Here is a 22,628-nt window from a genome sequence, read left to right as displayed (position 1 = left end):
CGCCGCTCCACGCCGGACCGCGCGCGGCGCATCCGGCAAGACACAGTCAGGTAAGGACAAGGCGAGATGACCACACAAAGACGCGTCGGTGTTCTGGGCACCGGCATCATGGGCGCCCCGATCGCCCGCCGCCTGGCCGCTGCCGGCTATGCCGTCAGCGCCTGGAACCGCAGCCGCGACAAGCTGGCACCGCTGGCCGATCACGCCATCCATCTCGCCGCCACCCCGGCGGAGGCGGCCGCGGTCGATACCCTGATCGTGATGCTCAGCTCCGGGCCGATTTGCGACGAGGTGCTGCGGGGCGACAACGGCGCGATCGCCGCAATGCCTGTCGGCAGCCGGCTGATCGTGATGAGCTCGATCCCGGTGGCCACCGCCCGCGCCCAGGCCGAAGCCGCCGCCGCGCGGGGCATCGACTATCTCGATGCGCCGGTCTCCGGCGGCGAACGCGGCGCCATCGAAGGCACCCTGGCAATCATGGTCGGCGGCGAGGCTGCCGCCTTCGACGCCAGCCGCGAGCTGCTGAGCCACCTGGGCCGCCCCACCCATGTCGGCCCCGCCGGCTGTGGTGAACTGGCCAAGCTGGCCAATCAGATGATCGTCGCCAACACCCTGGCCACGGTGGCCGAGGCGCTGCTGCTGGTCGAACGCGGCGGGGCCGACCCGGCCCGGGTGCGCGAGGCGCTGCTCGGTGGCTTCGCCGACTCGACCATCCTCGCCCAGCACGGCCAGCGCATGCTGGCAGCTGACTTCGCTCCCGGGGGGCCTGCCAAGTGGCAGCACAAGGACACCCAGACCGCTCTGGCCGAAGCCGCCAGCCTGAGCCTGGAGCTGCCACTGAGCCAGCGCGCCGATGCCCTGTTCGGCGCCATGCTCGAACATGGCGACGGCGATCTCGACCACAGCGGCATCATTCGTGAGCTGCGCCGCCACAATGGTCTACCAGTCGATGGCTGACTGGGCGATGGCTGACGGTTCGATGGCCTGGGCGTGCCACCGGATAACGTGATTGCCGCGGCTCAGCAGCGGCTGAGCCAGCGCAGATAGGCAGGAATGCGAATATCGCCATCACGCTGAAAGTTGACCAGCCGCGCCTGCACCAGTGACTCGGAGCAGGCCAGATGGTCGCTCAACGCCTGACTGGCACGTGCCGCCTGCCCCGCCGCCAGCGCCTCGAACACCTGGCGGTGGGCCGCGAAGAAGGGGTCCCCCGGCGGTAGTGCGATCTCGCCCCCCAGCAGGTGCTTGCTGATCAGCAGGATCGGCCGCGTACGCTGCAGCATCGACAGCAGCTCGTCGTTGGCACCGTGGATCAGGGCGTCATGGTGCAGATCCTGCTCCAACGCATCCAGCCGCCCCGGGTCGATATGCGGATAGCGCCGCTCGGCCTGGGCCAGCCGCTGCAGATAGCGCTCGACATCCTGTGCCCCGATACGCGTGCACGCCTTGCCGATCATGAACGGCTCGAGCAGGCGGCGTGCCTCGTAGAGCTGGTGCAGCCGGTCACTATCCAGCGGCACCACGTTCCAGCTCGAATACTTGACCTTGGCCACCACGCCGAGGGACTGCAACTGCAGCAGAATGCGGTGGGTCACGCTGCGACTGACGTCGAGCGTACGCGAGAGCTCCAGCTCGTTGAGCTCCAGCCGGCCCTTCATCGACCCGAGCACCACGTCGTGCTCGACCCGTTCGGCCAGTGCACGCCACGACTCGGTACGCTTGACCGAGGCAAGCCCGCCGGCGGCACGGAAGTCGGCCGCAGTGAGCGAGCGTCGCACCACCTCGCTCGGCTCGCCGCCGACCACGTAGCCGCGCCCTTCGAAGCGGCTGATCGCCCCTTCGTCGTGCAGCCGCGCCAGAGTCTGGCGTACCGGCGAGCGGCTCATGCCGAAGATCTCGGCGATATTGCTCTCCAGCAGCACCAGACCGGGCTCGAGATGACCGCTGGCCATGCTGCGCAGCAGCGCCTGGTAGAGCTGGTCCTTGAGCGTCTTGACCATATCGTTCCTCAGCCATCGGGGCACACCGCGCTGGCGCGACACCTGTCTCGATTCAGCGAACAGAAACGATTATTGCACACCATGATCATTGGTCGCTGTCCGACCATGGCCAAAGCCGGTGGCGGCGGGCGCGAGGCTCGGCGACGACTACCCCGCAAATGTGCGGGGCGCGCACACAAAAACGCCGCCCCTGAGATCAGGGGCGGCGTGGGACCGGCAGTGCCTACGATCAGGCGCGCGAGCGGCGCATCGGCGCATCGCCGTCGTTACGGCGGCGCGGTGCACGCTCCGGCGCGCCCTGATCTTCGGCGATCTCCAGCGAGCGACCGGCGACCCGAGCACGTGCCATCTTGGCCAGAATGGTGCTGGGCAGGCCGCTGGGCAGCTCGACCACCGAGAAGGCGTTGCGGATGTCGATACGACCGATCCGGGCGCCTTCGATACCGCCTTCGTTGGCCAGCGCACCGACCAGCTGGCCGGGCTTGACGCCATCTTTATGGCCGACCGACACACGATAGCGGGTCATGCCTTCACGCGGGGCACTGTCGCGGCGGCGCGGGCCCCGCTCGCGGCCGGCATCGCGGCCACCGTCACGCGGGTTGTCGCGGCGCGCAGGGCCGGCGGTGATACGCCCGATCGGGGCTTCACCGGCGCGTGCCAGGGTCGCCATGGCGGCGGCCAGATCGATGGGGTCGTGACCCTCTGCGACCAGCTTCTCGATCAGCTCACGCTGCTGGCCGGCACCGGCTTCGAGCATCTCGAGCAGACGCGCACTGAAGCGGTCGTCGCGATGGGCGCGGATGGCGTTCTCGTCGGGCAGCGGCATCTCGGTCATCGGCTGGCCGGTGGCCTGCTCGACCCAGCGCACCTTGCGCGTTTCGCGGCCGCCGGCGAAGGTGATCGCCACGCCGTCACGGCCGGCACGGCCGGTACGCCCGATACGGTGGATGTAGGCTTCCGAATCCTGCGGCAGATCGTAGTTGACCACGTGGGTGATACGCGGCACGTCGAGGCCACGCGCCGCCACGTCGGTGGCCACCAGCACGTCGACCTTGGCGCGCTTGAGACGGGTGATGGTGCGCTCGCGCAGGCTCTGGTCGAGGTCGCCGGAGAGGCCGGCGGCGTTGACGCCGCGCGCGGTCAGCTGCTCGACCAGCGTGGTGCAGGCGGCACGGGTGCGCACGAAGACGATCGCGGCATCGACCGGCTCGACTTCGAGGATACGCGCCAGCGCTTCGAGCTTGCTCGGGCCTTCGACCCGGACCACACGCTGCTCGATGTTCTCGCCGGTGCTGACCTTGGATTCGATCGCCACCTTGACCGGATCGACCAGATAGCGGTTGACGATACGCTCGATCTCGCTCGGCAGGGTGGCCGAGAAGAACACCCGCTGGGAGTCGCTGGGGGCATCGGCGACCACGCGCTTGACGTCGTCGATGAAGCCCATGCGCAGCATTTCGTCGGCTTCGTCGAGCACCAGGGCGGAAAGCCCTTCCAGCTTGAGGCTGCCACGATCCAGGTGATCGATGATCCGGCCCGGCGTGCCGACCACCACTTGAGCGCCGCGCTTGAGTGCGCTCAGCTGCTCACGGTACTCCTGACCGCCACACAGGGTGGCGATCTCGAGACCTTTCAGATTCTGACCGTACTTGGAGAACGAGACGGCCACCTGCTGGGCCAGCTCGCGGGTCGGTGCCAGTACCAGCACCTGAGGTTCACGCCGCTCGAGCTCGATACGGCTCAAGAGCGGCAGCGCGAAAGCAGCGGTCTTGCCGGTGCCGGTCTGGGCCTGGCCCAGCACGTCGCGGCCGTCCAGCAGCGCAGGGATGGTCTGCGACTGGATCGGGGATGGTGTTTCGTAGCCCAGGGTATCGAGGGCAGAGAGTACTTCCGGCAATAGCGCCAGATCGCCAAAGCTTGGCGTCGCAACTACAGTCGAGGTCATTTCACACCTTGGAGTGGCCGGTGGAGGTACCGGCGAAAATGTCATGGTGCCGCGGGCTTGTGGCCCGACCAACACCGGTCGCACCTGGCATTGTCACCGAGCCGGCGCGAGTGCCGGAGTCGGAGACGTCTGTGGCGACCTTGCTGCGCCCGATCGTGAGAGTCATCGATCGATAAAAGCGCGCCATCGTTGCATCCGGACGCAGAAGTCGGCTTGCGCCGTGCGTCGTACACGAGATACGTCCGGTAGTGGCATCGACTCACGGGTCGATGGCGTGGATTGCAGACATATCGGCAGGATGGTGGGGTCAACACATGCGAGGAAGCGCAACTATACCATGGGTGAAGCGCCACCTCCACCATGATCGTAAATTTCCTACATCACCTCTCTTTCTTCTACCCCCCCTCTTTCTTCTACGGCTTCTTCTGCGGCGCCTTGTCATCGAGAGGTGCCATCGAGAGGTGTCATCGAGAGGTGAGTGCGCGGCCTATCACCGCTAGAATCGCAGCTGCCCGTCACCCGGCTCCAGGAGAAGCGCCGATGATCCAAGAGATACCCGAAGAGCGCGCGGACGAGACATCCGCCGTGACCCTGTGGGTCGATGCCGACGCCTGCCCGCGGGCAGCCCGCGAGATCATACTGCGCGCCGCCGAGCGCACCCGCACCCAAACCTGGATGGTCGCCAACCACGCCCTGCCGCTGCCGCCCTCGGTCTGGGTCAAGGCGCGTAGCGTGGCCCACGGATTCGATGCCGCCGACGACCTGATCGCGGCCTCGGTACGCCCCGGCGATCTGGTGATCACCAGCGATCTGCCGCTGGCCCAGGAGGTGATCGAGCGCGGCGCCGATGTCATGACCACCCGTGGAGAGCCACTGAGTGCCGACAACGTGCGAGCCAAGGTACAGATGCGCGACTTCCTGGAGACGCTGCGCGCCAGCGGCGAGCAGACCCGCGGCCCCGACGCCTACGGCGACGCCGAGCGGCGTGAGTTCGCCAATGCGCTGGACCGCTGGTTGCGGCGCCATAGGTAATACGCCACACCTGACTCGCTAGCGCGGTATCAGGCGCGTTCGCGGATACCGTGCCCCTCCAGCCGCTCGCGGTCATGGGGGCGCTCGAGATCCAGCTGCGGCCCCCGCGGCACGATGCGCGTCGGATTGATGGTATCGTGACTGTAATAGTAGTGGCGCTTGATGTGGTCGAAGTCGACCGTCTCGGCGATACCCGGCCACTGATAGAGTTCGCGCAGATAGTTGGCGAGCTGCGGGTAGTCCTCGATCCGCCGCCGGTTGCACTTGAAGTGGCCGAAGTAGACCGCATCGAAGCGGATCAGCGTGGTGAACAGGCGAATGTCGGCCTCGGTCAGCCAGGCGCCGGCCAGATAGCGCTGCTCGGCGAGACGCGCCTCGAGCCGGTCGAGGCAAGCGAACAGCGCCTCGTAATGCTTCTCGTAGACCGCCTGCTCGGTGGCGAAGCCGGTCTTGTAGACGCCATTGTTGACGTTGTCGTAGACGTCGGCATTGACCGCATCGATCACCTCGCGCAGATCCTCCGGATAGAACTCGAGCCGATTGCCGGTGAGCCCGTCGAAGGCCGAGTCGAACATGCGCACCAGCTCCGCCGACTCGTTGTTGAGAATCCGACCCTGCTGCTTGTCCCACAGCGCAGGTACGGTGACCCGTCCGGTATAGCGCGGCTCGGTCAGGGTATAGAGCTGATGATGGTACTCGACCCCATTGACGGCATCGCCGCTGGACCCTTCGTCGCGGTGATAGGACCAGCCCTGGTCGAGCATCAGCGGACTGGTGTGGGACACCCCGATCAGATCATCGAGACCCTTGAGCTTACGCATGATCAGCGCCCGGTGGGCCCAGGGGCAGGCCAGCGAGACATAGAGATGGAAGCGCCCGGCCTCGGCGGGCACCCCCGGCTGCCCATCCGGCCCCGCTTCACCGTCGGCCGTGACCCAGTCGCGCAGTTTGGCGGATTCGCGCACGAACTCTCCGCCGTGGCTCTGGGTGTCGTACCACTTGTCCTGCCATTCACCGTTGACCAACAGGCCCATGCGTCTCTCCCTGTTTCGATATTCCCGGCGCGCCGCGCACGCGATTCGCTTTAAGCATGATTCGCCTTCAGCATAGAGGGCCGGAATCGAATATCGAGCGGATAAATTCGCTGCCACCGTTCGGCGCAGACGAACCTTAATGCGCAGTCTGGTCGGCCAGCGGCACCTGGTGCGCCCCCGCGTCCTCCTGCAGTAGTAACTGCTCGGCGTCGCGGCAGCTGGTGACGGTCGCCTCGATCAGCGCCTGGGCCAGGGCCTGAGTCGCCGGGCCGGCGCCATCGATATCGCGGTGGACGATCTGCAGCGAGGCATAGCGGATACCACCGACCCGCAGCGGCAGCGCCTTCAGCCGGCCGCCGTCGAGCGCCGCCTGGATACGCGTCTGCGGCACCCAGGCAAAGCCCAGCCCACGCTCGAGCATGTCGATGGAGGTAGAGAGATGCGAGAGAGTCCAGCGCTGCTCGGCCTTCAGCCAGCCGGCGTCCAGCCGGTGGCGTACGGCGGAGTCACGCACCACCAACTGGCGATGGCCTTCCAGATCACGCAGATCGAGCGCCCGCCCCAGGCTGTGCAACGGATGCTCGGGGTGAGCCACGGCGATGAACGGAATGTCCACCAGCGGCTGCCCCAGAAAGCCCTGCGGGCTGAAGCCCGAAATGATCAGGTCGGCGCGCGACTCGTACAGCATTTCGACAGCGCCGTTGAGCACGGTCTCGTGCAGCTGCACGCGCACGTGGGGATAGGCTGCCGAGAAGCGGGTCAGCGCCTCGGCCAGCGCGCAGCCGGGAAAGATCTGATCCACCGCCAGCGTGATCTCCGCCTCGAGGCCGCCGGCGAGGCGCTCGGCGACATCTTCGAGCAGCGCCGCGTTCTCGATCAGCTGGCGCGCGCGGCGCAGCAGCATCTCCCCGGCCTCGGTCAGCACCACCTGGCGCCCCTTGGGCTCGAACAGCCGCACACCCAGCTGCTCCTCGATCTTGTGAATCGCATGGTTGAGCGTCGAAGGGCTCTTGTGGATCGCCTCCGCCGCCTTGGCGAACCCGCCATGGTCGGCCACTGCCGCCAGCATCTGCCACTGCAGCAAGGTCACTCTCGGCATGCGCTCATCTCCGGCTGAAAAACGCTCATGGGCCCGGGCAGGGAAGCCGCGCCCCCACCAGTTTACCTCGTCACAGGCATCGAGAAACCCATTGCGCGCGGCCATTCGGCCCGTACACTGTGGCCGCGGGCATCCGTATCGGACGAGCCCTTCCAGCACTTCCCGGCAGAGATTTTTCGGTGTCATCGAAAACTGATACAAGGGTTTTACGCGGCACCATTGGCGCGAAATAGCGACGTTTTTATTGCACCATATTAGTGCAAATCGCTGCGCAAAGCGGGGCTATTCCGGGCCTGGAAAGTTAGGCTGCAAAACATCTGCTTGACACCGGGGCACTCTTCTCCGCGTCCCATGGCGTCTGGGATCCGATGCTGTACATTAATACAGACTAGGCAATTAATACCCCCATGGGGTATGGTTCCCGAGCCTTTATATTAGTTTGTCACCTTTTTTACTCGGGCCTTCACCTTCATGCTGCGAATTTTCCATTCGCTACCCCGCACTCATAAAGTGTTGCTGCTTCCGGTCGCCACCATGGTCACCGTGCTGGGTACGCAAAAGATCATCGGCGTCTTCGACCACGCCGACACCGCGCAGACACCGATTCCCGTCGCCTCGACCGCCACGATTTCGCAGTCGATCATCGCCTCGGCTGGCGATCATGATCCTGCGGACGGTCCTTCGACGCTCCAGCGTCTTTCCGATGATATTCCACTGGCGCAGTTGAAGCCGCTGGAAGTGATGGACGTCGATCTGATTCCCCAGGCGCAGGCCAGCGAGGATATCCCCGCAGCCAGCACCCCGGCCGCGACCGGCACCGGCTCGACCACCGCTCCCGCCACCCCGCTGCTCGCCGCCACGGCCCTCAAGTCGGCTCTGGCGCTGGGCGCCAGCGGCCATGATTTCGCCGCCGACAGCGACAGCGACGACGATATCGGCGGCACCTCCTACGAGGACTGGACTTCCGATGGGGCGCTCGATCCCAGCGGCAATCCCGAGCTCGGCAGCGAGATCGCTTCGCATGAGCAGTACGTACCGGAGTGGCAGAGCTACACCATCCAGCCGGGCGACTCCTTTGCCCTGACCGCCGAGCGCACCCTGGGGCTGGCATACAGCGACGTGACCCAGATCCTCGGCGCGGTACCGGACAAGAAGGTGCTGACCCGCTGGCGCGTCGGTCGTACCTTCGATTACAAGCTCGACGAGAACGGCCAGCTACTGGCCCTGCGGGTGATGAAGAACCCCCGCGACGGCTATCTGATCGAGCGTGACAGCGAGACCGCCGAGTTCGCCTACTCGCCGATCGAGAAAGCCGGCGAGGCCACCCAGCGCATGTTCAGCGGTACTGTCAGCGGCTCCTTCGCGCTCTCGGCGCAGTCCACCGGGCTCTCCAGTGCCGAGGTCTCCGAACTGACTCACGTGCTCTCGAAGAAGCTCGATTTCCGCCGCGACGCCCGCGCCGGCGATCACTTCCAGGTGCTGGTCGAATCCGACATGATCGACGGCCAGTCGCTGGACTCCAAGATCCTCGCCGCCAAGTACGAAGGCCAGCGCATGGATCTGACCGTGGTGCGCAACAGCGCCGACGACCACTTCTATACCCCGGACGGCAACGGCCTCGATCCCGCTTTCGATCGCTACCCCTTCCAGGGTCACTACCGGATCAGCTCGCCGTTCAACCTGCGCCGACATCATCCGGTCACCGGTCGAATCAGCCCGCACAAGGGCACAGACTTTGCCATGCGTAGCGGCACCCCGATCGATGCCCCCGCCGACGGCCGGGTCGAAAAGGTGGTCAACCATCCGCTCGCCGGCAGGTACATCGTGATCCGTCACGACAACGGCTACGTCACCCGCTACCTGCACCTGAGCAAGGCGCTGGTGAAGCCCGGCGACCGGGTCAAGATGGGTCAGGAAATCGCGCTCTCCGGCAATACCGGACGCACCACCGGGCCGCACCTGCACTACGAGATCCTGGTCAACAACCGCCAGGTCGACGCCATGCGCGTGAAGCTGCCGGATTCGCAGAAGCTGACCGGCAAGGCGCTGGCCGCCTTCAAGCGTCAGTCGGAAAACCTGCTGGCCAAGCTCGATCAGGGCAACGGCGACGAACCGGCCATCGCCCAGGTCAACCCGCAGAAGACCCAGCGCGGCGACGACAACATCTGATCAGTCGGTGGCCAACACAAGACTGATGGCCAATACCAGAAAAGCCCTGCCTCGAAAAAGCCCCGCCCAGTGCGGGGCTTTTTGCTGTCTGCCTGGGGTAAAAAATGCACCGGCCCGCGTCACGCCAGCGGACCTATCCCGGGGGCACCGATAATTTCCGTATCCCGGGGGGTAGAAGTTTGCGCCGCTTGGGCTCATTCTGAGACTGACTCCGTTACGTCAGGGAGGTATCGCCGACACCGTTCTTGCGTCCGACACGATAGTGGCACTGACGGAGTTCCCTGCCCGACATCGACTTGTCACGGCACTCTGTCAGGGTCGAGAAGCCTTGAACTCACAGGAGTGCTTTTGCCGATGGTGCGTATCGACAAGAAAGCGAACAGGCTCTACGTACTGGACACCAATGTCCTGATCCACGACCCCGCAGCCCTCTACCATTTCGAAGAGCATGATGTGGTCATCCCCATGACCGTGCTCGAGGAGCTCGACAAGCACAAGAACGGCATGCGCGAGATCGCTCGCACCGCCCGTCAGATCAGTCGCACACTCTCCGACCTCACCGCCCACGTCACCCCCGAGGAGATTCAGCAAGGCATTCCCATCCCGCGCGCCAGCGGCGACCCCGCCGGCCGCCTGCGCTTCCTCTGCTATCAGGATCTGGAACCGCTGGAGACCCTGGAGAACTCTCCGGACAACCGCATTCTCGCCGAGACCTGTCGCCTGCGCCGCGACCGCCCGGACGCCTCGGTCATCCTGGTGACCAAGGACATCAACCTGCGGGTCAAGGCCGCCGCGCTCAAGGTGCCGGTGGAGGACTACCTCAGCGACAAGGCCTTCGACGATCTCGACGCCATGATCGAGGGCGCCAAGGTCTATGCCGACGCCGGACGTGACGGCCATGGCCTGTGGGAGTCGCTGGATGTCGAAGTGATGGTCGAGCGTGCCGAGGGGCACACCCTCTACCATCTGGAAGGCACCATCCCCGAGGACTGGCATGTCGGCATGCTGGTCTCCGACAGCGACAACGGCGCCGACTTCGAGGCGATCGTGCGCAGCCACTCGCCCCGCCGTGCCACCCTGCAGTTGCTCACCAACTACCGCCATCACGACGGCGTCTGGGGCGTCCACGCCCACGACAGCCGCCAGAACTTCGCCCTCAACCTGCTGATGGACCCGGAGATCGACTTCATCACCCTCGCCGGCAGCGCAGGTACCGGCAAGACCTTCATGACCCTGGCCGCGGCTTTCCAGCAGACGCTGGACGCCAAGCAGTTCGAACGCATCGTCTTCACCCGCGCCCCCATCCCCATGGGTGAGGATATCGGCTTTCTGCCCGGCACCGAGGAGGAGAAGATGTCACCGTGGATGGGTGCCTTCCACGACAACATGGACAACCTGTTGCGCGACGAGCGCGAGGGCTCGACCAGCTGGAGCGATGGCGCCACGCGTCAGCTGATCGGCTCGCGGGTGCAGATCCGCTCACCCACCTTCATGCGCGGGCGCACCCTCAACGATACTTTCCTGATCATCGACGAGGCCCAGAACTTCACCCCCAAACAGCTCAAGTCCCTGGTCACCCGGGCCGGGCGCAACACCAAGATCGTCTGCCTGGGCAACGTCGGCCAGATCGACACGCCCTACCTCACCGCCAACACCTGCGGCATGGCCGCAGTGGTCGAGCGCTTCCGCAACTGGCCCCATGCCGGACACATCACGCTCAAGAGCGTGGAGCGTTCGCGCCTGGCGCTGGCGGCCGAAGAGCTGCTGTAACCCGGATGTGACCAGACGGCGGGGGTTCGCCCCCGCCGCTCCCGCCAAAGACGAATCCCGATAAACGAAGAACCCCGGCGCTGAGGCCGGGGCTCTTCGTTCATGCAGAGAGCATCACGCCCTCAGAGGGTATTTACAAATTCGGCGAGCGAAGACGAGACAAGGCGAAATCGGACGAAAAAGCGGAGTTTACACGGGGTAAATGAGCATTTTGAGGTCGATTTCAACGCCGTATCGTCGAGCGCAGACATTTTGTAAACACCCTCTCACTCGTCGTCGGTATCGGGCTTCTTATTATTGATCACATCTTCGATCAACTGCTCGGACTCGCTGCGCGGGGTCTCGTCGAGGATTCGCTCGGCCTGGTCCCAGGCGCACACGTCAGTATTGCACGAGGTGCAGAAGACCCGATCATCGGGCTGCTTGGCCTGGGAGACCTTCATCATGTGGTTGCCGCAGTTGGGGCAACCCTTGGGCATCCGGAACTCCACGGAAAAGTCTGACACGGCGTTACTCCTTGTCGGCCGTCGGGAATGAACTTCAGTGTAGTCGACTCGCGGCGCTCAGGCCTGCGCGGCGCGGCGCCACACCAGGCAGAGGTTGTTGGCCGGCATCTCGTGCACCTGCAGCGCCCCCAGCCCGGCCGTGGCGGCCAGCGCTTCCAGCGCCGTCAGATCGCGAATACCCCAGCGCGGGTCGCGCGCGCGCAAAGCCTCGTCGAAGCGGGCATTGCTCGCGGCCAGCGGCGTCTCGGCGCGCTTGAACGGCCCATAGAGCACCAGAAGCCCACCCGGCGGCAGCTGGCGGCCGGCGCCGGCGAACAGCGCTTCGGCCACCGCCCAGGGCGCGATATGCACCAGATTGAAGGCACACACCGCGGCCAGCTCCGCGATCTCCGGCCACTCGGCGGTGACATCGAGCGCCAGCGGCGCCAGCAGGTTGGGCGGCGCGGCGTGCGCGCGCCAGGCGGCGATCGAGCGCAGCGCCTCGGAGCTGGTGTCCGAAGGCTGCCAGCGCAGGCCGGGCAGCGCCTCGGCCAGATAGACGGCGTGCTCGCCGCTGCCGCTGGCGATCTCCAGCACACTGCCGCGGGCCGGCAGCAGCTGACGCAGGATCTCGGCGATGGGCCCGCGATTGCGCTGCGCCGCCGGACTCGATAGCCGCGGGTCGTCGGCTGCGCCGCCGATATCGTCCATGCTGTGCATCGCGATACCCGCTCAGCCCAGCCGCGCCTGGAGCCAGGCCGCGATATCGCTGGCCTGCTCGGGGCACAGGCTATGGCCCATGTCGTAGGTGCGATAGTTCACCGGGTAGCCCAGCGCCTCGACCCGCTCGGCGCCCTCGCGGCCCAGCGCCTCGGGCACCACCGGATCGGCGCTGCCGTGGTGCACCTCGATCGGCAGCTGGCGATTCTCCTCGGCCAGGGCGATGCTGTCGGCAGTGGCGAAGTAGGTCGAGAGCGCGAGCAGCCCGCCCAGCGGATGCGGGCACGACAGCGCCGCCTCGTAGGCCACCGCACCGCCCTGGGAGAAACCGGCGACGATGATGCGCCGGCTGTCGATGCCGGCAGCGATCTGCGCCTCGATCAGGCCGTGCACCCGCTCGGCGGAGGCGCGCAGCTGAGCGACATCGACCCGCCGCCCCAGATTCATCTCGAGAATGTCGTACCAGGCCGGCATGCTCATGCCGCCGTTGACGGTGACCGGCAACTGCGGCGCATGGGGCAGCACGAAGCGCACCGAAAGCGTCGCATCCAGGCCCAGCGCCGGCACCAGCGGCTCGAAGTCGTGGCCGTCGGCACCGAGGCCGTGGAGCAGAATGACGCAGGCGTCGGCGGCGCGGCCGTGACTCGGCTCGACGATGAGTTCCTGAGCGGATGACATGGCGGGTCTCCTGTCGCGTGAATTCGATGGGCGCTAGGTGCTGTCTGAAAAGTCGACGAGCGAAGGCCAGGCAAGGCAAAAATCGGCGAAAACGCGGAGTTTACGAGGTGTAAATGAGCACTTTGAGCCGACTTTTAACGCCGCATGGGCGAGCGCAGTACTTTTCAGACGGTGCCTAGTCTAACGTGGCTGCGGCCACCCTGTCCGCGACGATTACCTTGCACGTCCACCGTGGCCAGGCGACCCCGGTGCTATGCTCGGGCCAAGACTTCCCGCTTACTGGATTCAGGACGCATCATGACGCTTTTCCCCAAGTCGGCCAGCGCCAGGGCCGGCTGGCGCCTGCTGCTGGCGTGGCTGCTGCTCAACGCCCTGCTGCTCACGCCCGAACTCCCCTGGGCGGGCTTCCCGCCGCGCCACTGGCTGGCGCTGGAGGCGCCGCTGCTGCTCGGCCTGCTCCTGCTGATGCCACCGTCACGCCTGCGCCAATGGGCCTGTGCCGGGGTTGCCCTGTTCGGCGTGAGCATCGCCCTGGGCGCCCTCGGCGACGGCCTGATGCAGGCGATGCAGGGGCGCTCGATCAACCTCTATACCGATCTTGCGCTGCTGCCGATCCTGATCGAGCTGCTGGTCGCCAATCTTGGCCTGGCGCTGACGCTGGCAGTGACCTGCGGGCTGGGCCTGACGCTGTTAGCGGTGGGCTGGGCGCTGAGCACGCTGCTGGCGGCGCGCCATCGCTCTCGACTCCCGCGCGGGCTGGGGGTAGCGCTGCTGGCCTTCGGTGCCGGCGGCCTGGCGCTGCAGCACGCCGGGCGCCTCGAGGCCACGCGTATCGGCAGCCCGGCGCTGGGCTTCGTGACCTTCGAGTGGCAGCGCGCCATGGAGACACGCCACGCGCTGGCGGCGTTCGGTGGCCAGCTCGAGAACGATCCCGGCGCGCGGGCGCTGCCGGGGCTGGCAGGGGTCGACGTGGTGCTGGGCTTCATCGAGTCCTACGGGGTCGCCGCGATCGAGCGCGAACCGTTCGCCGACGAGATCCGCCCGCGCCTGGCGCGGATAGAGTCAGAGCTGGCCGCGTCCGGGCTGTCGATGGTCACCGGCCGGGTCACCGCCTCGACCCTGGGCGGCCAGTCCTGGCTCAACCACGCCACCCTGCTCAGCGGGCTGCCGATCACCTCGCAGCTGCGCTTCGAGCTGATGCTCAACCGCCACCGCTCGACCCTGGTCGACGACTTCGCCGCCAGCGCCCACCGCACCCTGGCGGTGATGCCGGGAATCGTCCGCGACTGGCCCGAAGGCCGCCAGCTCGGCTACGACGACATCCACACCGCCGACAGCCTCGGCTACCGCGGCCCGCCGATGGGCTGGGCCAGCATGCCCGATCAGTTCACCTGGAAACGTGTCGGCGACTATCTGGATGCGGCATCGGCAAGCGCCACCGGGCCGTCGTCGCGCGCCACCTTCGCCGAACTGGCCACCCTCTCCAGCCACGCCCCCTGGTCACCGGTGATCACGCTGGTCGACTGGGACAGCGTCGGCGACGGCCAGGTGTTCTCGCGCTGGGCCGGCGCCGGCGACGACTACGCCTCGCTGTGGCAGAACACCGAGGAGATGCGCGCCCACTATGCGCCAGCCATCGACTACGCCCTGCAGGCGGCGGCGGGCTTTGCCGAGCGCCAGGTCGGCGAGCATACGCTGATGCTGATCCTCGGCGACCACCAGGCTGCGCCGAGCATCATTGGCCCGCGTCCGGGCAGGGACGTACCACTGCACGTGATCAGCGGTGACCCGGCGCTGCTCGCAGGCTTCTTGCACAACGGCTTCCGGCCCGGTGCGTTGCCGCCCGGGCCGGAAGCGGCCATTCCCATGTCGCAGATCCGCGCGCTGCTGCACCGGATCTATGCCGCGCCGCCGACCCTCAGCCGGTCTGGCGCTGCCCGCGGCTCTTGATCAGGCTGGCCACGGTGGTCACCACCAGGGTGCCGACGATGATCGTCATCGACAGCCAGATCGGGATCTCCGGCACCAGATGCAGCGGCTGGCCGTCATTGATGAACGCCAGATTGTTGGTGTGCATCGCCTCGATGATCAGCTTGACGCCGATGAACGCCAGGATCAGCGACAGCCCGATCCCCAGATAGACCAGCCGCGACAGCAGCCCGCCGATCAGGAAGTAGAGCTGGAGCAGCCCGAGCAGCGCGAAGGCATTGGTGGTGAAGACGATATAGGGCTCCTTGGTCAGCCCGTAGATCGCCGGGATCGAGTCCAGCGCGAACAGCACGTCGGTCATGCCCAGGGCCACCACCACCATGAATAGCGGCGTCACCAGGCGCTTGCCGTTCTGCACCGTGATCAGGCGGTCGCGATCATAGGTATCGGTGGCGGGAAGACGCTGCTGCACGAAGCGCACGATGGCGTTGGGCTCGTACTCCTCGTTGGCGTCGTGGCCTCCGGCGCCCTCGCGCATCAGCTGAACCGCGGTATACAGCAGGAACAGTCCGAACAGGTAGAACATCCAGCTGAACTGGGCGATCGCCGCCGCCCCCACCGCAATGAAGGCGCCGCGCATCAGCAGTGCGATCACGATCCCGATCAGCAGCGCCTTCTGCTGGTAGGCCGGTGGCACCGCGAACTTGGACATGATGATCAGGAAGACGAACAGATTATCGACCGAGAGGCTTTTCTCGGTGATGAAGCCGGCGAAGTACTCGGCGCCGTGTTGCGGCCCCCAGACCCACCATAGCCCGCCGCCGAAGAGCACGGCGAGGGCGACGAAGAACACCGACCACCAGGCCGCTTCGCGGAAGGTGGGTTCGTGCGGCTTGCGCACGTGGGCGTAGAAATCGAAGACGAACAGCGCAGCGATGCCGGCAATCGTAGCCAGCCAGACCCACAGGGGGACATGCATGAGGAAACCTCCGGTTGACGGTGAACGTCACCGAAAGTCTCTCCCGCTGGCCGCGGCACCCGCTGGGTGCCCGAACAACCGATGATCCCGGGGCAATGTGGCCCGTGCTGACGACATCATCGACCGGCGGCGCACGCGGCGCCGGCGGCGGAATACTCCCCTTCCGTGCCCGCGCATTGTGCGCCCGCCGCGCATCGCGTAGCAAGTAAAAAAGCCCGTGGAAACACGGGCTTTTTCAGCTTTTCGACAGGGGCCGGCGGGGTAAGCCGAGCCGCGCTCAGCCGGAGAGCACCACCGTGCGCCCGGCGTGCAGGAAAACGCGCTTCTGCAGGTGGTAGCGCACCGCCCGCGCCAGGGTCAAACACTCGATGTCGCGCCCGCGCGCCACCAGATCTTCGGGGTAGTGGGCGTGGTCGACCGCCTCGACGCCCTGGGCGATGATCGGCCCCTCGTCGAGATCGTCGTTGATGTAGTGGGCGGTGGCGCCAACCAGCTTCACGCCCTTCTCGTAGGCCTGGTGGTAGGGCTTGGCACCCTTGAAACCGGGCAGCAGCGAGTGGTGGATATTGATCGCACGGCCGGCGAAGTGGTGGCACAGCTCGGGCGACAGCACCTGCATGTAGCGCGCCAGGATCACCAGTTCGGCCCCGCTCTCCTCGACCACCCGGCGCACCTCGGCCTCCTGCTCCGCCTTGGTCTCCGGGGTGATCGGCAGATGGTGATAGGGCAACCCGTGCCACGCCGCCAGCGGCTCCAGATCCGGATGGTTGGAGACAATGGCACGCACGTCGATCGCCAGCTGCCCGGTCCGATAGCGGTAGAGCAGATCGTTGAGGCAGTGGTCGGTCTTGGAGACCATGATCACCACCGGCAGACGATAGTCCGGCGGAGTCAGCTCGAAATGCATGTCGAACGCCGACGCCCGCGCCGTGAACTGCTCGCGGAAGTCGTCGCCATTGAAATCGGGCTGCTCCGGCAGAAAGGCCGCGCGGATGAAGAACTGCCCGCCGCGGTAGTCGTCGAAGGAGTGCAGCTCGGTGATATAGCAGCCCTGCTCCTTGAGGAAGCGGGTCACCACGTCCACCGTGCCCAGCCGACTGGGGCACTGGGCGGACAGAATCCAGCTGTTGTTCTCAGAGTGCATGTTGGCTCCCGCTGAGCGCTGTCGAGATGCCAGACGTTGATCAAACGGGGCGTCTCGACAGGGCCTGGCCCCCGCTATGACGGGGGCGCTCGATGATCAGGGCGACGCGGATTCCACGCGCAGCCCGTACTCGCGCCCGGCATCCCGCAGCCAGCGCACGCAGTAGTCGGCAAAGCTGCGCCGCACCACCAGCTCGAAGCGCTCTTCGCTGGGACGCCGCAGCACCACGCTGGTCTTGGCGAAGACGGTGCCTACCGCCTTGCCCACCGGCAGCCCATGCTCGTGCACGTCGTAGGTGACCGACTTCATCAGCAGCTCACGTGCCTTCTCGCCGGAGAGTTCCAGCAGAGTCTGGCCGCCGCCGACGTTGACGATGGCGAAGTGGGCATCCCCCAGCCGCGCCCGCAGCCGATTCTCCAGCTCGAACTCCTCGCCGGCGGGGACGATCACCAGCCACTCGTCCGGCGAGACCCACTGCACCGAACGACTGCCCTCGGCGTCGAGCACCAACCCCAGCGGCTTGCCTGGCAGGCTCACGCCGAGTTCGGCGCGCACCGCCTCGTCGAGGGTGATGGCGCCGCCGCGCAGCACCAGATGGCCGAGGAATGGCCGTTCGACCACCCTGATCTGCTCGGCCGCGCCACCTTCCTCGGTGACGCGCCCCTGTACCCGGCTCCACTGCAGCGGCGACTCGGGGGTGACGCCGGCGTCGGCGCCCGGATGCGTATCGAAAGTGGCGGCGTTGCCGACACTCGCTTCGGAACGGGCTTCAGACATTCTGGCGCTCTCCCTTGGGATCGATGAAGACGGTACTCACGACTTCGGCCTGGTGGACACTGCCGTCGGACATCGGCAGATAGACGGTCTCGCCCATCCGGTTGCGTCCGCCCTTGAGCACCGCCAGCGCAAAGCCGCTCTCCAGTACCGGGCTGTAATAGCTCGAGGTGACGTGACCCATCATGGTCATGGGAATCTTCTGCTCGGGGTCGAGCACGATCTGCGCCCCCTCCTCGAGGACCACCTTGGGGTCCTTGGGCTTGAGCCCCACCAGCTGCTTGCGATCCTCGCGGGCGGTGTCCGGACGCGTCAGCGCGCGCTGGCCGATCCACGAGAACGGCTTGTCGTAACCCACCGCCCAGTGCATGCCGAGATCCTCCGGGGTCACCGAGCCGTCGGTGTCCTGACCGGCGATGATCAGCCCCTTCTCGGCACGCAGCACGTGCATAGTCTCGGTGCCGTAGGGCGTGAGGTCGTACTTCTCGCCGTGGGCAAAGAGCGCCTTCCACACGTGCATGGCGTAGTTGGCCTGGACGTTGATCTCGAACGCCAGCTCGCCGGTGAAGGAGATACGGAACACCCGCGCCGGGACGCCGGCGACCTTGCCCTCCTTCCAGTCCATGAACTTGAACTGCTCACGGTCGAGGTCGATATCGGTCACTTCCGACATCAGCTTGCGCGCGTCCGGACCGGTCACGGTCATGGTCGCCCAGTGATCGGTGACCGAGTTGAAGTAGACCTGCAGCTCCGGCCACTCGGTCTGGTGCCACAGCTCCAGCCACTCCAGCACGCCGGCGGCGCCGCCGGTGGTGGTGGTCATCAGGAAGTGGTTTTCAGCCAGGCAACTGGTGGTACCGTCGTCCATCAGCATGCCATCGTCTTTGCACATCAGGCCGTAGCGCACGCGCCCCGGTGCCAGCTTGGCCCACTTGTTGGTGTAGACCCGACCCAGGAACTCGCGCGCATCCGGCCCCTGGATGTCGATCTTGCCCAGGGTCGAGGCATCGAGAATACCCACACCGCGGCGCACCGCGAGGCACTCGCGTGCCACCGCCTCGTGCATCGTCTCCAGCTTGCCGTTGACCCGGCGCGGGAAGTACCAGGGGCGCTTCCACTGGCCGACATCCTCGAACTCGGCGCCGTTCTCCACGTGCCACTGGTGCAGCGCGGTATAGCGCTCGGGATCGAACAGATCGCGGCAGTGGCGGCCGACGATGGCGCCGAAGCTGACCGGGGTGTAATTGGGACGGAAGACCGTGGTCCCCACCTCGGGAATCGAGCGATTGAGGCAGCGCGCGGCGATCGCCATGCCGTTGATGTTGCCCAGCTTGCCCTGGTCGGTGCCGAAGCCCAGCGCGGTGTAGCGCTTGACGTGCTCGATCGACTCGAAGCCCTCGCGGGTCGCCAGCTCGACGGCGGCCGCGGTGACGTCGTTCTGCAGATCGACGAACTGCTTGGGCGCGCGCAGCGGCGGCTTTTCATGGGGGATCTGGTAGAGCGCGCTGGTCGGCGACTCCTGGCGCACTGCGACCTCGGGCACCGCGATCGCCGCGGCCTCCTCGAAGCCCGCCGCACGCGCCGCCTCGGCTCCCACATCGGCGCCGTCGGTGAGCGTCTCGCCGAGGGCGTAGACCCCATGAACGCCGCCGGCAAAGTGCATACCCTTGACCTCGCCGGGCACGAAGCCGAGCAGGTCATCGCGCCACTGCGGGCGCTTGCCGGTGTGCGAGGCCAGGTGGACCACCGGGCTGTAGCCGCCGGAGCTGGCGATGGTATCGCACTCGAGCGTCTCGACCTTGCCGGTCACCACGAAGCGTTCGGTATCGATCGCCACCACCTTGGCACCGCTGACGCGCTGGCTGCCGGTGGCCTCCATCACGGCACTGCCGGTGATGACGCGGATACCGGCGTCGCGGGCCTGCTTGACCAGATCGCCGTCCGGCTTGGCCCGCGAGTCGACCACCGCGACCACCTCGCGGCCGGCCTCTTGCCAGTCCAGCGCCGCGCGGTAGGCGTGGTCGTTGTTGGTAGAGAGCACCAGACGCTGCCCCGGTACCACGCCATAGCGGCGGATATAGACGGAGACCGCCCCCGCCACCAGGTTGCCGGGCACATCGTTGTTGGCGTAGACCAGCGGGCGCTCGTGGCTGCCACTGGCCAGCACCACGCGGCCGGCACGCACCCGATGCAGCCGTGCACGCACTTCACCTTCGCGACCGGCGCCCGCGGCGGTATCGGCGAGGTGCTCGGTGCGCCGCTCGTGCAGGGTGACGAAGTTGTGGTCGTGATAGCCGTTGGCGGTGGTGCGCGGCAGCAGCGTGACGTTGGCCAGGCCACCGAGTTCGGCGACCGCCTGCTCGACCCAGGCGCTGGCCGGCTCGCCGTCGATCGATTCACGGCTGTCGAGCAGCGAACCGCCCATCTCTTCCTGCTCGTCGCACAGGATCACCCGCGCGCCGGCGCGGGCGGCGGAGAGCGCGGCGGCAAGCCCTGCGGGGCCGGCACCGATCACCAGCACGTCACAGTGCTGATTGAAATGGTCGTAGATGTCCGGGTCGGCTTCGGTGGGCGCGCGACCGAGGCCAGCGCCCTTGCGGATGAACTTCTCGTAGGTCATCCACATCGAGGCCGGGGCCATGAACGTCTTGTAGTAGAAACCCGGCGGCATGAAGCTGCCACCCAGCTTGCCGACCCAGCTCATGACGTCACGCTGCACGTTCGGCCAGCCGTTGGTACCGCGTGCCACCAGACCGTCATACAGCGCCTGCTGGGTGGCGCGCACGTTGGGGACCTGGGCGGCTTCGGTGGCGCCGAGCTGGACGATGGCGTTGGGCTCTTCGGGCCCGGCGGCGGTGATTCCGCGCGGACGCGAATACTTGAAGCTGCGGTTGACGATATCCACGCCGTTGGCCAGCAGCGCGGAGGCCAGGGTGTCCCCGGCGAAGCCGGTGTATTGCTGACCGTTGAAGGTGAACGACAGCCGCCGAGAGCGATCGATGCGCCCGCCCTGATTGAGACGGTTGGACTGGGTCATGACGGCGTCTCCTCGTTGAGCCGGCTGTTCTCGGGCTGTGCGCCCACGGTCTGCCAGCCGCCGTCGGCGGTCTGCACGCCCTGCTCGCGGCGCACCTCGGCGTTGGCGGCGGTGATGCTCGGCTGCTCGCCCATGCGATAGGTCTCGAGAATCTCGTAGGTCGCGGTGTCGCGGGTGATATTGAAGAACTTGCGACAGCCCAGGCGGTGCACCCACATCTCATGGTGGATACCGCGCGGGTTGTCACGGAAGAACAGGTAATCGCCCCACTCCTCGTCGCTCACGCTGGCGGGATCGGCCGGCCGGACGAGGTGTGCCTGACCGCTGGGATGAAACTCCTCTTCCTCGCGGTACTCCTGGCAGTAGGGACAGAAGATATGAAACATGGTGTGCTCTCCTCAGTGCGCCACGCCGGCGGCGCCGTGTTCATCGATCAAGGCGCCGGTATTGAACCGATCGATGGAGAACGGCGCCGCGATGGGGTGCATTTCCCCTTTAGCCAGACTGGCTGCAAAAACGTGTCCGGAGCCGGGGGTGGCCTTGAAGCCACCAGTGCCCCAGCCGCAGTTGAAATAGAGTCCCTTGACCTTGGTCTTGGACAGGATCGGGCAGGCGTCGGGGCAGGTATCGACGATGCCGCCCCACTGCCGGTTCATGCGTACCCGCGAGAACATCGGGAACATCTCGACGATCGCCTGCAGGGTGTGCTCGATGGTGGGGAAGCTGCCGCGCTGGCCGTAACCGAGATAGCCGTCGATCCCCGCGCCGATCACCAGGTCGCCCTTGTCTGACTGGCTGACGTAGCCGTGCACGTGGTTGGACATGGTGACGGTGTTGAGAATCGGCTTGAGCGGCTCGGAGACCAGCGCCTGCAGCGGGTGCGACTCCAGCGGCAGCTTGAGCCCGGCCATCTTCGCCAGCACGCCGGAGTTGCCCGCGGCCACGCAGCCCACCGTATGCGCTTCGATGTCGCCGCGGTTGGTGTGCACGCCGTAGACCTGACCATCACGGATCTTGAAGCCGGTCACCTCGGTGTTCTGCAACAGATCGACGCCCAGCGCGTCGGCGCCACGGGCGAAGCCCCAGGCCACCGCGTCGTGACGCGCGACCCCGGCACTCTTCTGCCACGAGGCGCCCATGATCGGGTAACGCGCGCTCTTGGAGATATCCAGCGCCGGTTCGATCTCCTTGATCTGCTCGGGGGTCACCACCTCGCTGTCGATGCCGTTGAGACGGTTGGCATTGACCCGCCGCTGCACGTCACGCATGTCCTGCAGGGTGTGCGCCAGGTTGAGCACGCCGCGCTGCGAGAACATCACGTTGTAGTTGAGATCCTGGGACAGCCCCTTCCACAGATCGAGGGAGTGGTTGTAGAGCTGTGCCGCCTCGTCCCACAGATAGTTGGAGCGCACGATGGTGGTGTTACGCGCGGTATTGCCGCCACCCAGCCAGCCCTTCTCGATCACCGCCACATTGGTGACGCCGAACTCCTTGGCGAGGTAGTAGGCCGTCGCCAGACCGTGGCCGCCACCGCCGACGATGATCACGTCGTAGCGCTTCTTGGGCGCCGGGTTGCGCCAATGGCGCTGCCAGTTCTCGTGGTGGCTGAGCGCGTGTTTGACCAGGCTGAAACCGGAATAACGTTGCATGGGGACCCTCTCTACGTCGCTCGTCGCCGTGGCGACACGCGGTCGGCGTGCGGTGATTTTCCGCGATGGTATCGCCCGCCCGGGGGAGCATGATGCTCTGCCACGTCACGCTAGAGTGCGTTTGCGACATACCCTGACGATTAGCGACAACAGGGGGCGAAGAGAGGCGTGAGGGGACAACGCT

General features: G+C 66.3%; 18 protein-coding genes. 5 read left to right on the top strand and 13 right to left on the bottom strand.

The window, feature by feature from the left end:
• Positions 1–66 precede the first annotated feature (66 nt).
• The gene (locus ABV408_RS06290; RefSeq protein ID WP_353981597.1) at positions 67–957 is read left to right on the top strand and encodes an NAD(P)-dependent oxidoreductase; all 891 of its coding nucleotides are present in this window, start codon (positions 67–69) and stop codon (positions 955–957) included.
• Positions 958–1,019: 62 nt separating this feature from the next.
• Here the strand turns inward: ABV408_RS06290 and ABV408_RS06285 are convergent, their stop codons facing one another.
• Positions 1,020–2,000, bottom strand: coding sequence for a GntR family transcriptional regulator (locus ABV408_RS06285; protein ID WP_353981596.1), 981 nt, complete (start codon positions 1,998–2,000; stop codon positions 1,020–1,022).
• Positions 2,001–2,229: 229 nt separating this feature from the next.
• The gene (locus ABV408_RS06280) at positions 2,230–3,945 is read right to left on the bottom strand and encodes a DEAD/DEAH box helicase (protein WP_353981595.1); all 1,716 of its coding nucleotides are present in this window, start codon (positions 3,943–3,945) and stop codon (positions 2,230–2,232) included.
• A gap of 540 nt (positions 3,946–4,485) precedes the next feature.
• Here ABV408_RS06280 and ABV408_RS06275 point away from each other — a divergent pair.
• Positions 4,486–4,977 carry a YaiI/YqxD family protein gene (locus ABV408_RS06275; protein WP_353981594.1) on the top strand — a complete coding sequence of 164 codons (492 nt, stop codon included), beginning with the start codon at positions 4,486–4,488 and terminating at the stop codon, positions 4,975–4,977.
• Positions 4,978–5,006: 29 nt separating this feature from the next.
• Here ABV408_RS06275 and ABV408_RS06270 read toward each other — a convergent pair whose 3' ends face one another.
• Positions 5,007–6,011 carry a glutathione S-transferase family protein gene (locus tag ABV408_RS06270; RefSeq protein ID WP_353981593.1) on the bottom strand — a complete coding sequence of 335 codons (1,005 nt, stop codon included), beginning with the start codon at positions 6,009–6,011 and terminating at the stop codon, positions 5,007–5,009.
• Positions 6,012–6,147: 136 nt separating this feature from the next.
• Positions 6,148–7,110 (bottom strand): LysR family transcriptional regulator, encoded by a 963-nt coding sequence (locus tag ABV408_RS06265; protein WP_353981592.1) that lies wholly within the window; start codon positions 7,108–7,110, stop codon positions 6,148–6,150.
• A gap of 510 nt (positions 7,111–7,620) precedes the next feature.
• Between ABV408_RS06265 and ABV408_RS06260 the strand changes: the two genes are divergently transcribed.
• Together ABV408_RS06260 and ABV408_RS06255 are read left to right on the top strand one after the other, a co-directional pair.
• Positions 7,621–9,279: a peptidoglycan DD-metalloendopeptidase family protein gene (locus ABV408_RS06260; RefSeq protein ID WP_353981591.1), complete on the top strand. Its 1,659-nt coding sequence runs from the start codon at positions 7,621–7,623 to the stop codon at positions 9,277–9,279.
• Positions 9,280–9,633: 354 nt separating this feature from the next.
• Complete coding sequence (locus tag ABV408_RS06255; protein WP_353981590.1) at positions 9,634–11,049, top strand: PhoH family protein; 1,416 nt, start codon at positions 9,634–9,636, stop codon at positions 11,047–11,049.
• A 266-nt stretch (positions 11,050–11,315) separates the two neighbouring features.
• Here ABV408_RS06255 and ABV408_RS06250 read toward each other — a convergent pair whose 3' ends face one another.
• The 3 genes from ABV408_RS06250 to ABV408_RS06240 are packed head-to-tail and all read right to left on the bottom strand — an operon-like array spanning position 11,316 to position 12,932.
• Positions 11,316–11,555, bottom strand: a complete 240-nt coding sequence (locus ABV408_RS06250) for a hypothetical protein (RefSeq protein ID WP_353981589.1) — start codon at positions 11,553–11,555, stop codon at positions 11,316–11,318.
• A 57-nt stretch (positions 11,556–11,612) separates the two neighbouring features.
• On the bottom strand, positions 11,613–12,245 hold the full coding sequence (locus ABV408_RS06245; RefSeq protein ID WP_353981588.1) for a DUF938 domain-containing protein: 633 nt from the start codon (positions 12,243–12,245) through the stop codon (positions 11,613–11,615).
• A gap of 21 nt (positions 12,246–12,266) precedes the next feature.
• On the bottom strand, positions 12,267–12,932 hold the full coding sequence (locus ABV408_RS06240; RefSeq protein ID WP_353981586.1) for a dienelactone hydrolase family protein: 666 nt from the start codon (positions 12,930–12,932) through the stop codon (positions 12,267–12,269).
• A gap of 297 nt (positions 12,933–13,229) precedes the next feature.
• Between ABV408_RS06240 and ABV408_RS06235 the strand changes: the two genes are divergently transcribed.
• Entirely contained in the window at positions 13,230–14,882 is a 1,653-nt protein-coding gene (locus ABV408_RS06235; RefSeq protein WP_353981585.1) for an alkaline phosphatase, read from the top strand.
• Here ABV408_RS06235 and ABV408_RS06230 read toward each other — a convergent pair.
• From ABV408_RS06230 to ABV408_RS06205, 6 genes are all read right to left on the bottom strand, one after another.
• On the bottom strand, positions 14,851–15,840 hold the full coding sequence (locus ABV408_RS06230) for a TerC family protein (RefSeq protein ID WP_353981584.1): 990 nt from the start codon (positions 15,838–15,840) through the stop codon (positions 14,851–14,853). The two genes, ABV408_RS06235 and ABV408_RS06230, sit on opposite strands and share 32 nt — an antisense overlap.
• A gap of 277 nt (positions 15,841–16,117) precedes the next feature.
• Positions 16,118–16,984, bottom strand: a complete 867-nt coding sequence (purU, locus tag ABV408_RS06225) for a formyltetrahydrofolate deformylase (RefSeq protein WP_353981583.1) — start codon at positions 16,982–16,984, stop codon at positions 16,118–16,120.
• A gap of 96 nt (positions 16,985–17,080) precedes the next feature.
• A complete protein-coding gene (locus ABV408_RS06220) occupies positions 17,081–17,761 on the bottom strand; it encodes a sarcosine oxidase subunit gamma (RefSeq protein ID WP_110714539.1) in 681 nt (226 codons plus the stop codon).
• Positions 17,754–20,795 (bottom strand): sarcosine oxidase subunit alpha family protein, encoded by a 3,042-nt coding sequence (locus tag ABV408_RS06215; protein WP_353981582.1) that lies wholly within the window; start codon positions 20,793–20,795, stop codon positions 17,754–17,756. The genes ABV408_RS06220 and ABV408_RS06215 overlap by 8 nt, the downstream gene beginning before the upstream one ends.
• Positions 20,792–21,181 carry a sarcosine oxidase subunit delta gene (locus tag ABV408_RS06210; protein WP_106418260.1) on the bottom strand — a complete coding sequence of 130 codons (390 nt, stop codon included), beginning with the start codon at positions 21,179–21,181 and terminating at the stop codon, positions 20,792–20,794. Before ABV408_RS06210 ends, ABV408_RS06215 begins: the two co-directional genes overlap by 4 nt.
• Positions 21,182–21,193: 12 nt before the next feature.
• Positions 21,194–22,444, bottom strand: a complete 1,251-nt coding sequence (locus tag ABV408_RS06205; protein ID WP_110714541.1) for a sarcosine oxidase subunit beta family protein — start codon at positions 22,442–22,444, stop codon at positions 21,194–21,196.
• Positions 22,445–22,628 lie beyond the last annotated feature (184 nt).

It is taken from the genome of Salinicola endophyticus (genome assembly GCF_040536835.1).
GTDB lineage: Bacteria > Pseudomonadota > Gammaproteobacteria > Pseudomonadales > Halomonadaceae > Salinicola > Salinicola endophyticus_A.
Note: the sequence above shows the minus strand (reverse complement) of the source record. Positions and strands in the feature narration are given on the sequence as shown.